Raw genomic sequence first — 14,010 nt, forward strand, 5'->3', positions numbered from 1 at the left:
GTTTGAAAATGGAATTCAGACAAAAACACAATAACACTAAGCACAGCAAAAAAGTGATATTACACGTCGTGCAACACTTAGCTCCTGGTGGTTTAGAAACGCTCGTACTAGAAATGCTTCGTTTTGCGCAGCCAAACCATTCCGTTTTTGTCGTGAGCTTAGAAGGAAGCAAAGAACATGCACTACAAGGCTGGCAAAAACTATTGCCCTACCAAGGCCAACTGCACTTTCTTAATAAGAAACCTGGATTCAGCGAAAAAACCATCAGTACGCTGACTTCCATGCTCAAAGGACTTAAGCCTGACGTGGTCCACACCCATCATATCGGCCCACTTCTGTATGGTGGTATTGCTGCACGTTTAGCGCACGTACCTGTAGTGATTCATACCGAGCACGACGCATGGCACCTTAATAACAAAAAATCAGCTCGACTACAGTCCCTTTTGCTAACGATGATTCGCCCGCAAGTAGTTGCCGATGCTAACTTTGTCGCCCATCAAATACAGACTAAGTTAAAGTATCGCAAAATTTGTACTATCCATAACGGGATTGACTGTCAGAAGTTTAAAAGCGGTGACCAAACGGCAACAAGACACTTGTTTGAACTTCCAACCGACAAAATCGTGATTGGCGTTGCCGGGCGTCTAGAAGCAGTTAAAGGCCATAAAGTGCTTATCGAAGCCTTCTCTCATCTTGCGCCAAACACACACCTAGCAATAGCCGGTGATGGTTCTCAGCGAACTCAATTGGAAGCACAAGTTAGAACGTTAAAACTTGAAGATCGAGTAACCTTTTTAGGTTTGGTGGACGATATGCCCAGCTTTTACCAAAGCCTAGACTTGTTTTGCTTACCATCACTTCAAGAGGGCTTTCCTCTCTCAACCCTCGAGGCTCAAGCATGTGACATTCCTTGCGTCGCGACGGATGTTGGCGGCGTGAAAGAGACGCTCTGTCCGAACAACAGCACACTGGTTGAAGCAAATCGCGTGTTTTCGTTGGCCGAAGCGTTATCACAACAACTGGAATCATCACACCGCTCTCCTCGAACTTTTATTCTCAAACACTTTGATATCAGAGACATGGTGAGTCGCTACTCACGTTTGGCCAAGGAGGCTAGCTATGATTGATTTACTTTGGATTATAGGGTTTGGTTTATCCGCATTTTTGATTGTCTATCATCACGTTGGGTACCCACTGCTCCTTAAATGGCTTCCTTTAAAACAGCAAGACGAAACCAAAGCACCATTTGTAGAGCGAGCTTACAAAGCCTCCAAAGCAGATAACCAGCTACCCTCTATTACTGTCATCGTGCCCGCCTACAATGAAGAACAATGGATAGCAGAGAAGATCCGTAACCTTGCGAGCCTAGATTACCCGAGGGATAAATTAAGGGTAGTGATCGCATGTGATGGCTGCACAGATAACACAGCCGAGATTGCTCAAGCGACAATTCAAGAAGCAATCTGCTCTGATACTCTGTTCATTATTAATGATCACCAAGTCAATCGCGGTAAAGTTGCCCTACTCAACGAAGAAATGCGTCATGTTAGCTCGGACATTACCGCACTGAGTGACACGTCGGCATTGATTTCTTGCGATTCTCTGTTGCTAGCTAGTCAGCATTATCAAAATGAGAACGTTGGAGTGGTTAACGCAACATATCAAATAATGAGCACTGATAACCAAGGTGAAGCGGCGTATTGGCAATACCAGTCTCGAGTAAAGCACCAAGAGTCCTTGTTAGGTTCAACGATTGGTTCCCACGGTGCGTTTTACACTTTCAGAACTCACTTATTTGAACCACTGGAAGTTAGCACCATTAATGACGACTTTATTCTCCCTATGAGAATCGTTTTGCGAGGCTATAGCGCTATTTACGAGCCAAACATGCTGGCTCTTGAACTAGAGCAGAGCTCAGACAACGCAGATTTCAAGCGGCGCCTAAGAATTTCAGCGGGTAACATGCAGCAGCTCATGCAATTAAAGAAATTACTGCTACCTCGTTATCGTGGCACTGCCTTTGCATTTCTATCGGGAAAGGTTCTGCGCTTAGCAACACCCTATTTGATGATTGTTTGCTTTATTTGCTCACTACTACTGGCACACAATCCGCTGTTTCAAGTAATGCTGTCCGCACAAGTTGGTATTTATAGCATCGCGCTTATCACTTACTTGATGCCAGCACTTAACACAATTAAACCTTTTAAGCTGATTAGCTACATCGTCATTGGTCATCTCGCCAACTTTATCGGCGGTATGAAGTATTTACTCGGAATGGAAAATGGACGTTGGAAACGCGTCAACCAATAAGGAAAGCATCATGAAAAACTCACGCTACGATTCAAATGTATGCCACGCGAAAAGAACGTTTGATGTACTGGTTGCAATGCTTATTTTGGTCGTCACTGCACCACTATTCCCATTTATCGCGCTAGCGATCAAAACCACATCGAAAGGCCCTGTGATTTATCGCCAATTGCGAGTAGGACGCTGCACACCAGAAAAAATGGATCTTTTTCAAATCATGAAGTTTCGCACCATGTATATTGATGCAGAGCAACGCTCTGGCGCAGTATGGGCAACTGAAAATGATCCCCGCATCACGCCAGTAGGACGCTTTTTACGCAAAACGCGTTTAGATGAACTACCTCAACTGTTTAATGTGTTGAGAGGTGAAATGTCGATGATTGGGCCGCGCCCAGAACGCCCAGCTTTCTACCAGAAATTGGAAGATGAAATCCCCTATTTTGTAGAGCGCACATATGGCGTGTTACCAGGTATCACAGGCTTAGCTCAGGTTAACCAAGGCTATGATGCATGCATTGAAGATGTAAGACGCAAAGTTGGGTTTGACCACAGTTACGCACTAAGCTTAGGTTCGTTTTACTCTTGGATTTCAATGGACCTTTCAATCATGAGCAAAACATTCGTTGTGATGATTGACGGACGAGGTCAATAACTTCCGGTTCTGGTAACGGTCATTCTTGCCACTGGCGTCGCATCTTTTCTATCGTCGCTGGTGGTACATCATGAATGCTTTGATACGCTCCGTGGCACACTTTAATTTCCACCTCGATGCGCTTCTTCATGCAGTAGTCCATGTAACGCTTCATCTCCCAATGTCGAACAAACGTATTGCTCACAATCACGACTCTCCCTTTGTTCAACCACTTTCTAGTTTGCTGAAAACACCACTCATGCGCTTGAGGTAATTGAACTGGTTCAAAGTGATAATCACCTTCATCATTTTCAAAATACATGTCAGCTTCAAAATGCTTAGCACCAAGCTCTATCGCTAGTTGTTTTGCTAAGGTTGTTTTACCTGAACCCGGAAGTCCACGAATAAGAATGAGTTTAGCCAGTGACATAATGCAGTTTAATGAGGTGGGAATAAGCCTAAACTGTAACGAAATTATTGGAAAAGAAAAGTAGAAATAAAAAATGCCGAGCACATTAGGCTCGGCATTTAAACTCAATCATGGATCGTGTTGTATTTATTTGTAAGCTGGCAGTTCTGTTCTTAACCCTTTCACCAAACTTACGCACATCAACAGCAGAACAAAAGTAAACGGTAATCCTGTTGCAACAACACCTGATTGCAATGCTTGCAGGGCTTCTTTACCACCAACCCAAAGCATTACGGCTGCAATTGCACCTTCAATACACGCCCAGAAAATGCGTTGCGGTACTGGTGCATCAATCTTACCACCGGCGGTAATACTATCGATAACCAGTGAGCCAGAGTCTGACGATGTAATAAAGAATACCAGAATCAGCACGATAGAAAGCATTGAAATCACTGAGCTATACGGAAGCGCATCGTAAACATGGAACAGAGTCAATGAAATATCAGTTAGGCCATTTGCACCTAGCTCACCAACTTTATTCACCACTTGGTCAAGCGCGATACCACCAAACACAGACATCCAAATCAAAGTAACAACTGTAGGAATAACGATGACTGCGAATAAGAATTCTCGAACCGTACGACCTTTAGACACACGCGCGATAAACATACCAACAAACGGTGACCAAGATACCCACCAAGCCCAGTAGAATACCGTCCAGCCGTGCATCCAAGTTTCATCTTCACGACCGTGAGGGTTACTCAATGGAATAATATTTTCAATGTAAGCCATTGTTGTGTCGCGTAGCGAGCTCCACGCCGTATCAAACGTGATGAAGGTAATGAAAATAAGCAGCGCAAACGCAACCACCATATTGACGTTACTCAGTAGCTTAACACCACCATCAATACCACGAATCACTGATAGCACCGCGATAAAGGTAACGAAGGTGATCACAATCATTTGTGTACCAATGCCGCCTTCTAGACCAAAGACATGGTTAATACCACTGGTCGCCTGCTGAGCACCCAGACCTAGCGACGTTGCAAGACCAAATAGCGTCGACAAAACGGCAAGGATATCAATAACGTGACCTAACCAGCCCCATGCACGGTCACCAAAAATTGGATAGAACGCCGCGCGCAATGAAAGTGGTAAACCTTTGTTAAATGCAAAAAACGCTAATGCTAGTGCAACGAGTGCGTAAATACTCCAACCATGCACACCCCAGTGGAACATAGTGGCACCCATCGCGAGGGATTTTGCTTCTTCGGTGTATGGTACTGCGTTCAGTGGCATTCCCCACCAATCAGTGAAATACGCGGTCGGCTCAGCCACACTCCAGAACAGAAGACCAATACCCATACCCGCGGCGAAAAGCATCGACAACCAAGAAACGGTTGAGTGATCCGGCGTTGCTTCTTTGCCACCTAAGCGGATTTTACCTAGCGGAGAAAAAAGAAGAGCAACGGCGAACAATAAGAAGAAGTTTGTCGACCACATAAAAAACGCATCAAACTGTTCGATAATTCCGTTTTTTAGACCGTTTAATACGTCTCGAGCAGTGGTTGGCTCAACAAGAAGAAGTGAAATCAGACAGAAAACAACGAGCCCCGCACTAATGCCAAAAACCGGGTTATGTATATCGAATCCCCACTTTTGAACGTTATCCTGTCCAACCTGATAATCGGTTGTATCAATACTATATTTTTTAAATGCATTATCCATAAATACAAATTTAACGTGAATTTGAAACGCCCCTCAGGTGAGAAGAACTCCAATACCGCCCTCCATTAATTTGAACTCTAAAGTTTTAAAGCGGGAAGAATTTTAGCAGCAATCACATATTTTTGCAAAAAGTCGTGATTTATTGCATTTTAAGCTCAATTCGAGACAGATGAAGGGGAAATAATATCAACACAAAAATTATGAGGTCTAACGATTGATTTTGTCGTAGGTTGTAGACTAGAAAAGACACAAGAAATACTTAAGTTCATAGCCAGTCACTGCGCAAATAGAGAAGACCTGCGCTGATTTGGTTTCACAATTAACGACGAAACCAAATCAGCAAACCTTTCATCCAGCGAGCGTTATAAGAAATGGAAGGTGATGTTCCCTGTTACGCTGCTAACGGTATCGCTATCGCCTTCAATATCCACGCCAAACGCTTGATAACTCGCGCCCACAGACACATTGTCAAGCAAGAAGTATTCGGCACCAACACCATACATATAAGAGACGCCATCATCTTTGTCTAAGTTTCTCAGTCCACCGTCATAATCAACGTTGAATGCATTGATGCCGCCTTTTGCGTAAACGTGTAACGGGCCGAAGTCGATACTAGGTTTCGCCGCTAAATAGAATGAATCAAAATCAGCGCTACCCCTGCTGCCACTCAAAGATAAATCCACTTTGCCGTGGTTAAAGTAGCCTGCCTCAATGCCAATGAATGGCAAAATACCAGTACCGACATGAATACCATAAGTTGTATCATTTTCGCTGTCGATATCGGACTGACCAATTTGGCCACCAGCGTAAATCCAAGAGTCAGCCATTGCTGACGTTGAGCACAACGTTAGAGCGAATAACGAGAGTGTTTTTTTCATACTATCCCTTCCTGATCGATTCCTAAGCGAAACATTACGCAAATATGCGCATTTAATCGCCACTATATATTGGAAAGCATAGGCATTTTAAGACTCTAAAAGTGAATAATTTATGTTCAACTTTTGTTTTGTGACTTCCAGACAAAAAAACACCGACATAAAGCCGGTGTGTTTCATATGGTGTTAGAAAGCTTGACGCTTATAGGAAATGTAGTGTTGCGTTAACAGAGAACGTGCTGATATCGTCTTTACCAGCAGTGTAGTTCATGTAGCTAGCACCAACAGACATTGGGCCAAAAATGAAGTACTCAGCACCCACACCGTACATTAGGTCCAAATCGTCATCGTCTTTGCCGCCTTTAACTTTTTTGTCCCACTGATGGAAACCACCTTTTGCGTACACGTGTAGCGGACCGAAGTCGATGCTTGGCTTAAGTGCTGCGTAGTAAGAAGTTAGCTTAGTGTCTTGACCATTTACGTTAAATTCACCGTGTTGTGTTACACCAGCTTCAACACCAATGATAGGTAGAATGCCTGTACCAACGTGAACAGAGTATGATGTGTCTGTCTCACCTTTGTAGTCAGACTGACCTACTGTTGCACCACCGTAAATCCAAGAATCCGCCATTGCCGCAGAAGATGCGCCAAGTAGCGCCACTGCTAATAGAGTTTTTTTCATCATCTACCTTTACTCTTTATTATTCCCACGTCTGCATAACTCAGTCGTTGGTACTACAAATAAAGGGAGGCGAACTATTGCCTCCCAGAACTAAAAAATAATGCTTATTGAGTTACTAGCAATTAGTGTACCAGCAACTTCTTAAGCGATAATTACAAACCTGACACTATTTTACTGGTTGATTAGCAAGCATCAATCGCGTTTTTGACTCGTTTATCAGAAACAGGATAAGGAGTGCCTAATTGTTGAGCAAAATAACTCACGCGAAGCTCTTCAATCATCCAACGCACTTCTTTTACATTTTCAGGAATGGCCACACCTTTCGGGATCTTGTTCAGCAACTCTTTATAGTCTTGAGTCACAGATTCAATCTTCAGCATATGTAAACGATCTTTGTTTGGATCGATTGGCAACTTCTCCATACGACGCTCTATCGCGCGCATGTAGCGAAGAATATCCGGCAAGCGTTTCCAGCCACATTCCGTTGCAAAGCCTTTGAAGATCAAGCCTTCAATTTGTGCTTTGATATCGGACAGAGCAAACGCCATTGTGAAGTCGATCTTGCCTTTTAGCTTCTTATTGATGCTAAACGCCGTGGTCAGAATAGTCTCAACCTGTTGAGCAATCTCTACAACGGTGTCACCCAATTCAGCACGAACGTGTTCTTTCAACGCTTCGAACTTCTCTGGCTCCCAAACTAAACCACCCTGCTCTTCAATAAGCTTATCGACACCACAGGCAATGCAGTCATCTATCAGATCAAGCACTTTGCCGTATGGATTAAAGTACAGACCCAGCTTCGATTTGTTCGGTAAGTTGGCGTGCAAATATTTAATTGGCGACGGTACGTTCAATAAAATTAGGCGACGCTGACCAGCACGCATTGCCGTTATCTGCTCGTACTCCGTTTCGTAGAGTTTGATTTCAACGCTGTCTTTGGTATCAACAAGCGCCGGATACGCTTTTACATCGTAGCCGCCACGTTTTTGTTGATACACTTTCGGCAATTCTCCAAAACTCCACGTATGCAGACCTTGCTGTTCGATATCGTCATCCGCAACTTTGGAAAGCGTTTCTTGAACTTTGTCTTTCAAACTTTCTTTCAGTTCATGAAGGTCTTTGTTTTCCTTCAGTTTACGATTTCGGTGATCAACCGCACGAAACGTGACTTTCAAGTGCTCAGGTACTTGTTCCAAGTTCCAGTCTTCACGCAGCACTTCTACGCCCGTCATGCGTCGCAACTCTTTCTCCAATGAATCTAACAGCGGAGCTTCCATTGGCGTAACGCGCGCTAAGAATGCATCGGCATAGTTCGGCGCAGGCACAAAGTTCTTACGAATTGTCTTTGGCAACGATTTAATCAAGCTAACCACAAGCTCATGGCGTAAACCTGGGATCTGCCAGTCAAAGCCCGCTGGTTCAACTTGGTTTAAAATCGGCAACGGCAAATGCACTGTGACACCGTCACTATCATCGCCTGGTTCAAATTGGTAACTCAATTTGAGCTTCAAACCATTTTGATGCCAGAAGTTCGGGTAATCCAAATCGGTCACATGGCTAGCATCACCCTTGAATAGCATCTCTTTTTCAAAGTTCAGCAGTTCCGGATTTTCTTTAGATGCCTTTTTCCACCACGTATCGAAATGCTTACCAGACACCACTTCGGTGCCAATGCGTTGGTCATAGAAATCAAACAGCTCATCATCATCCACTAAGATGTCTCGACGACGAGATTTATGCTCAAGCTCTTCCACTTCTTGCAGAAGCTTACGGTTTTGCTTAAAGAACGCGTGTTTGGTTTCCCATTCACCCTCAACCAATGCACTACGAATGAAGATTTCGCGACTTATGGTCGAATCGATACTGCCGTAGTTGACCAAGCGTTTCGGTACGATTGGTACGCCGTAAAGCATGACTTTTTCGTGCGCCATCACCGCAGCGCGTTTCTTCGACCAATGTGGTTCGCTGTAACTGCGTTTAATAAGGTGTTTAGCTAACGGCTCAATCCATTCTGGCTGAATCTTTGCGATGATACGACCCCAAAGTTTTGAGGTTTCCACCAACTCAGCAGACATGATCCACTTAGGCTGTTTCTTGAATAGACCTGATGCAGGGAAGATATGGAAACGAGCATTACGCGCGCCTTGATATTCATTCTTTTCTTGGTCTTTCATGCCGATGTGCGACAGCAAACCAACCAAAATGGCACTGTGTACGCCATGGTAAGAAGCGGGCTCGTCGTTAAGCTTGAACTCCATCTCACGCATCGACTGATGAATTTGGAAGTACACGTCTTGCCACTCGCGAACGCGCAAGTAGTTCAAATAGTCTTGCTTACACTGTTTGCGGAACTGATTGCTAGACAAGGCTTTTTGCTGCTTTTGGATGTATTCCCACAAATTCACAAATGTCAGGAAGTCCGACTCTTCATGGAAGAAGCGACGATGTTTATCGTCTGAAGATTGTTGTTTGTCGGAAGGACGCTCGCGTGGATCTTGAATCGACAAGGCAGCTGCGATGATCATCACTTCTTTAAGCGCACCATATTTTGGCGCTTCCAATACCATACGCGCCAAGCGCGGATCGATTGGCAAACGCGCTAATTGGCGACCAATGGAAGTCAGGCGCTTTTTCGGGTCTTTTACCTCAGAGTTAATCGCACCAAGCTCTTCCAGCAAACGCACGCCGTCTTGGATGTTACGTTTATCCGGTGCTTCCACAAACGGAAACGCTTGAATATCACCCAAACCAAGTGCCGTCATTTGCAAGATAACCGACGCTAGATTGGTACGTAGGATTTCAGGATCAGTAAACTCTGGGCGTGACTCAAAATCTTCCTCTGAGTACAGACGAATACAGATACCCTCTTCCACACGACCACAACGACCTTTACGCTGGTTCGCACTCGCCTGAGAAACTGGCTCGATTGGAAGACGCTGAACCTTAGTACGGTAACTGTATCGACTGATACGCGCCGTACCTGGGTCGATAACGTACTTAATGCCCGGAACAGTTAGCGAGGTTTCTGCCACGTTGGTTGCCAGTACAATTCGGCGACCAGTATGAGGTTGGAAAATCTTATTCTGCTCACCTGCCGACAAACGCGCGTAAAGCGGCACAATTTCCGTGCTCTTCAGATTACGTTTGGACAATGCATCTGCGGTATCACGGATTTCACGTTCACCGTTCATGAAAATCAGGATGTCACCTAAACCTTCATCGCACAGTTCATCTACCGCTTCGAAGATGCCTTCAAGCTGGTCACGATCATTGTCGTCATCACCGCTTAGTGGGCGGTAACGTGTTTCTACTGGGTAAGTACGACCCGATACTTCAATGATTGGTGCATTGTTGAAGTGTTTTGAGAAGCGTTCTGGGTCGATGGTTGCCGACGTGATGATCACTTTCAAATCAGGACGACGTGGCAGCAACTCTTTCAAGTAACCCAAGATGAAATCGATGTTAAGGCTGCGCTCGTGCGCTTCATCGATAATGATGGTGTCGTATTGATTCAAGAAACGGTCATGCTGAATTTCAGCCAACAAGATACCATCCGTCATCAATTTGATTTGGGTATTTTCAGAGATCTGATCGTTGAATCGAACCTTGTAACCAACAAACTCACCAAGCTTGGTTTCCATCTCTTCGGCAATACGGTTAGCAACCGAACGCGCTGCAAGACGACGAGGCTGAGTATGACCAATCAGACCAAATTTACCGCGACCAAGCTCAGCACAGATTTTTGGTAGCTGAGTGGTTTTACCAGAACCGGTTTCACCCGCGACGATAACCACTTGGTTTTCTTCGATCGCTTTCGCAATATCGTCGCGTTTTTGGCTTACAGGCAGGATTTCTGGGTATTCAATCGTTGGTTTGTAGTTGCTGCGCTGCTCTGCAACCATCATGGATTTTGCGATGTCTAATGCGATTTCGTCGAACACAGCATTACGCGCTGCGTCCTTCTTAATTTTGCTTGCACCAGAAATACGTTTACTCAAGCGGAAACGGTCGCGCATCATGCACTGATTCAACGCTTTACGCAGAGATGCCGCGCTATTCACTTGAGCCTGAGGTGTTTGAGCTTGTTTCGCTGTCGCTTTTTGCGCACCATTTGACGGTGTCGCTTGCTCTTCAGCTAGATTCTTTTTTGGGGGCTGTGACGAAGTCAAAGCGTTTCCTATTCTTTTCATTACAAAAACTGCGCGGATTGTATCACACAAGATCTGTAACAAGATAACCGAAAGCTCATTCAATTTTTTCGAACATGTTCAGCGAATCGCTAGGCTTTTGAACTCACTTACGTTGCTTATAATGGCTTCCATAGTCGAAAGCACTTATTTAAGGAATAACCATTATGTCTCGTGTACTAGCTCTAAAATCAAGCATCCTTGGCGATTACTCTCAATCAAACAAATTGGTTGAAGACTTCATCAAAAATGTAGACCAAGACAAGCTTACTGTTCGTGATTTGGCTGCAAACCCGCTACCTGTTTTGGACTTCGCCGTTGCGACTGCACTGCGCGCTACGGAAGATCTTTCACAAGAACAGCAAGCGGTGGTCGACTTGTCTGACACCCTTATTGAAGAAGTAAAGGCCGCAGACACTTTGGTTATTGCCGCTCCAATGTACAACTTTACCATCCCGACTCAGCTTAAAAACTGGATTGATTTGATTGCTCGTGCAGGCGTGACATTCAAATACACAGAAAACGGCGTTCAAGGTTTGATTGAAGGTAAAAAGGCGATTGTAATAACGACTCGTGGTGGTATTCATAAAGATTCACCAACTGACAACGTTACGCCATACCTACGCACTGTGCTGGGTTTTGTAGGAATCACTGATGTGGAATTTGTTTACGCAGAAGCGCTAAACATGGGTGAAGATGCGGCTGCAAAAGGCATTTCAGAAGCGCAAAGCCAACTTGCAACAATGGCGTAAGTTAGAATAAACCAGAATACAAAAGGGATTGGTTCGCGCCAATCCCTTTTTGGATCCTGATGCCTTGATCGTATTTATAGGGTCTCTAACATCGTCAAAAACGATTCACTTTCTCCAAGTTGCGTATTGCATCGAGGTAGACTTTTTCTAAAGACCGCTCAGCTTCGCTTATCATATTCTCGATCATCGCATTAAACGCGACATCGCTACGGATTTCTATATTGTCTCCCGCCTTAACGTCAAGAGAGTTGACGTACAACACCAACCATTCATCGCCCTCCAAGTGCCCTTCTCCGTGAATGGCAAAAAAGCGTTTGGCAAATTCAGCGTTGGTACAATTTATCGCTTCAATTTGAAGATGGAATGAGGAGTCGATACTCATGGTGCTCATGCCATCCGATTCATCAGATGCATCACAAACAGCCTTAACTCTGGCACGATATACGAAATTTCTCGTTGAAAGCAGCATAGTATTATTCATCATTACTCATAATGGGCGATAAATAAGTCAGTTGCAAATCCGACCTATATGCATCTCGCGATGCGCTAAAACTCGAACTGGAAATAAATAGTATTGTAGTTGCTCCCACCTTTAATTCGCCCAAACTGGGAAGCGCTTTCAAAAATCGCCGAGCGGTGATGCAATGAATAGCCCACCCACATATTGTTCCAGCTCTTTTGGTTGAAGAGATCGCCTACATTGACATCAAACGAGAAATCTAGGTAGTTGAGCAACTTGCTTGGTGTATAACCCTTGTCTTCCATTTCTGTGCCTTCAATATAGGTAATGCTATCAATGTATGACACACCTTCCGCTACACCAAATCGCCAAGTCGTAGGCCAATTAACCGTATAATAAGCCTTAATCGCCATGACGTATTCTGTGCTCGCAGGCTGAACACTGGACGACCAGTGATGAACCAACCCTGGCGTTAAATAAATATCAAGAGGAAAACCAAACAGCTCATCCGTTAATGGATGCCCATAAAACAATGAAGTAAGTTGATTGTCGTATGGGTCTTTTTCTCTCTCAAAGCTAAATATTTCACCGATGTTCGAAGGCGTCGCCCAACCATGCGCAATACGTAGATATGCTTTATTGCTCAGTGTCGGTTTCGGAGCTTTGCTTTTATCGTTGAAAAAGCCAAAACCGACAAACACTTCTCCCTGATATCGATCTTCTACAAGCTGACTGTTGTAGGCGTTATCATCTAAGCGAGTAACACTCGTCTCACCCAATAAATACAAATTTGAAGTTACATGGTAACGCGCTTTAATACCAAGATTGGTGTCAAGCCCAGCTCCAATTCTCTCGCCAGTAATATCCTTAAAGGAATAATATTCACTATTGAAATCAGCGTCTTTGTATCGAATCGTAATCGATGGCTCTAATTCCCAATCCCCAAATACATAATTGGCAGCAAGGCGGTAATTAGAGTGAAACTGGAGTTCGTCGTCCGCCATCAACTCTACTTCTGCGCGCCAATTGTCGTTAATGCTATAACGCACTTGCCCACCGAAATCGACTCTGTCCCCTTCATTAGCATTTTGTAGTGACATGGGAATATCGACAAATCTCAATCGCATGAGTGCGCTCGCACGCCAGTCAGAATCACTCTCGTTATACAAAAAAGCGCCACCTTCAATGCCATTGATATACACATGTTCGTTTTCAAAGAACATCATTGGTACAAATGTACTCACCGTAGAGTCATTATCGGCGGTATAAAACGGAATCGATGCTGTGCGATACATCGCAGCAATCCCCCACGTTTGTTCTTCTGAACCATGCGCAGAAGAAACTGCCGCAGCTAAAGGTAAAGCGAGTGTTGTTAGAATTAATCTCTTCATGAGTTCGAAAAATGTTGGTTGAGAAGCAGGCAAACATCAATGATTTGCCATTAAAAGCTTATGTTCTGCTGATGATAGCCGTTACAATGGCAAATGTTGTCATCCTCGTGACAGTTTGAGTCCCAAGATCATATTAATATTGCACGACTAGGTGAGCTTGTTTGCGAATATTTTACCATCACAACAAGCGCTTAAACTCTAGCTTAGTTCTAAATCAAACATAATGAAGTAAAAAGTGAAAGCATCAGAACTCATCTCTACCTTGAATCATTTACCCGCAGATACAGACCCAGACATTGTGATGGGAGAAGCATGGCTGCCAGAGAGGTTGATAGGGACTCAACTCGATGGTGACATGTTGTTTTTGCACTTTGATAATGCACCAGAAGATGGTCAAGGTGACGAAGAAGGGCGTGGCTTCGTCGAACACGAAATCGACCTAATTAGAACTCGGCTTCAGCAAATTTTGGATGACGACAGTGATAACGCGTCAAAAGCCGATGCGATGCTTGGTTTGTTCCTTATGGGACATGAACTTAGTAGCTCGCAAGTTATCGAAATATTAGAAGAAGAAGCTGACACATAAGG

12 protein-coding genes are annotated in these 14,010 nt (G+C 44.3%); 5 read left to right on the forward strand and 7 right to left on the reverse strand.

Annotated elements, in window-relative coordinates; all coding sequences use genetic code 11:
• The first annotated feature begins 8 nt into the window (after positions 1-8).
• Genes R7P36_RS00950 through R7P36_RS00960 form a run of 3 tightly spaced genes read left to right on the forward strand, consistent with a single transcriptional unit; the run spans position 9 to position 2,959 of the window.
• A complete protein-coding gene (locus R7P36_RS00950; RefSeq protein ID WP_213899351.1) occupies positions 9-1,127 on the forward strand; it encodes a glycosyltransferase in 1,119 nt (372 codons plus the stop codon).
• Positions 1,120-2,310, forward strand: coding sequence for a glycosyltransferase family 2 protein (locus R7P36_RS00955; RefSeq protein WP_213899350.1), 1,191 nt, complete (start codon positions 1,120-1,122; stop codon positions 2,308-2,310). The genes R7P36_RS00950 and R7P36_RS00955 overlap by 8 nt, the downstream gene beginning before the upstream one ends.
• Before the next feature lie 10 nt (positions 2,311-2,320).
• Complete coding sequence (locus R7P36_RS00960; RefSeq protein ID WP_005377654.1) at positions 2,321-2,959, forward strand: sugar transferase; 639 nt, start codon at positions 2,321-2,323, stop codon at positions 2,957-2,959.
• Between the two features lie 19 nt (positions 2,960-2,978).
• On the opposite strand, the gene R7P36_RS00965 is transcribed toward R7P36_RS00960, so the two are convergent.
• The 5 genes from R7P36_RS00965 to hrpA form a co-directional block, all read right to left on the reverse strand.
• Positions 2,979-3,368, reverse strand: coding sequence for an ATP-binding protein (locus R7P36_RS00965; protein ID WP_005377656.1), 390 nt, complete (start codon positions 3,366-3,368; stop codon positions 2,979-2,981).
• Between the two features lie 126 nt (positions 3,369-3,494).
• Positions 3,495-5,075 (reverse strand): BCCT family transporter, encoded by a 1,581-nt coding sequence (locus R7P36_RS00970; RefSeq protein ID WP_005377659.1) that lies wholly within the window; start codon positions 5,073-5,075, stop codon positions 3,495-3,497.
• 362 nt (positions 5,076-5,437) lie between these two features.
• The gene (locus R7P36_RS00975) at positions 5,438-5,953 is read right to left on the reverse strand and encodes an outer membrane beta-barrel protein (RefSeq protein WP_005377661.1); all 516 of its coding nucleotides are present in this window, start codon (positions 5,951-5,953) and stop codon (positions 5,438-5,440) included.
• A gap of 199 nt (positions 5,954-6,152) precedes the next feature.
• Positions 6,153-6,632 (reverse strand): outer membrane beta-barrel protein, encoded by a 480-nt coding sequence (locus R7P36_RS00980; RefSeq protein WP_021033871.1) that lies wholly within the window; start codon positions 6,630-6,632, stop codon positions 6,153-6,155.
• A gap of 182 nt (positions 6,633-6,814) precedes the next feature.
• Positions 6,815-10,801 carry an ATP-dependent RNA helicase HrpA gene (gene hrpA, locus R7P36_RS00985; protein WP_213899349.1) on the reverse strand — a complete coding sequence of 1,329 codons (3,987 nt, stop codon included), beginning with the start codon at positions 10,799-10,801 and terminating at the stop codon, positions 6,815-6,817.
• Between the two features lie 185 nt (positions 10,802-10,986).
• On the opposite strand from hrpA, the gene R7P36_RS00990 reads away from it, so the two are divergent.
• Positions 10,987-11,571: an FMN-dependent NADH-azoreductase gene (locus R7P36_RS00990; protein WP_025766683.1), complete on the forward strand. Its 585-nt coding sequence runs from the start codon at positions 10,987-10,989 to the stop codon at positions 11,569-11,571.
• Between the two features lie 94 nt (positions 11,572-11,665).
• Here R7P36_RS00990 and R7P36_RS00995 read toward each other — a convergent pair whose 3' ends face one another.
• Positions 11,666-12,040: a hypothetical protein gene (locus tag R7P36_RS00995; protein ID WP_213899375.1), complete on the reverse strand. Its 375-nt coding sequence runs from the start codon at positions 12,038-12,040 to the stop codon at positions 11,666-11,668.
• A gap of 77 nt (positions 12,041-12,117) precedes the next feature.
• Positions 12,118-13,422, reverse strand: coding sequence for a MipA/OmpV family protein (locus R7P36_RS01000; protein ID WP_213899348.1), 1,305 nt, complete (start codon positions 13,420-13,422; stop codon positions 12,118-12,120).
• A gap of 235 nt (positions 13,423-13,657) precedes the next feature.
• Here R7P36_RS01000 and R7P36_RS01005 point away from each other — a divergent pair, with 235 nt between their 5' ends.
• Positions 13,658-14,008: a hypothetical protein gene (locus tag R7P36_RS01005; RefSeq protein ID WP_213899347.1), complete on the forward strand. Its 351-nt coding sequence runs from the start codon at positions 13,658-13,660 to the stop codon at positions 14,006-14,008.
• Positions 14,009-14,010: the final 2 nt, after the last annotated feature.

It is taken from the genome of Vibrio sp. 397 (genome assembly GCF_033339395.1).
Taxonomy (GTDB): domain Bacteria; phylum Pseudomonadota; class Gammaproteobacteria; order Enterobacterales; family Vibrionaceae; genus Vibrio; species Vibrio alginolyticus.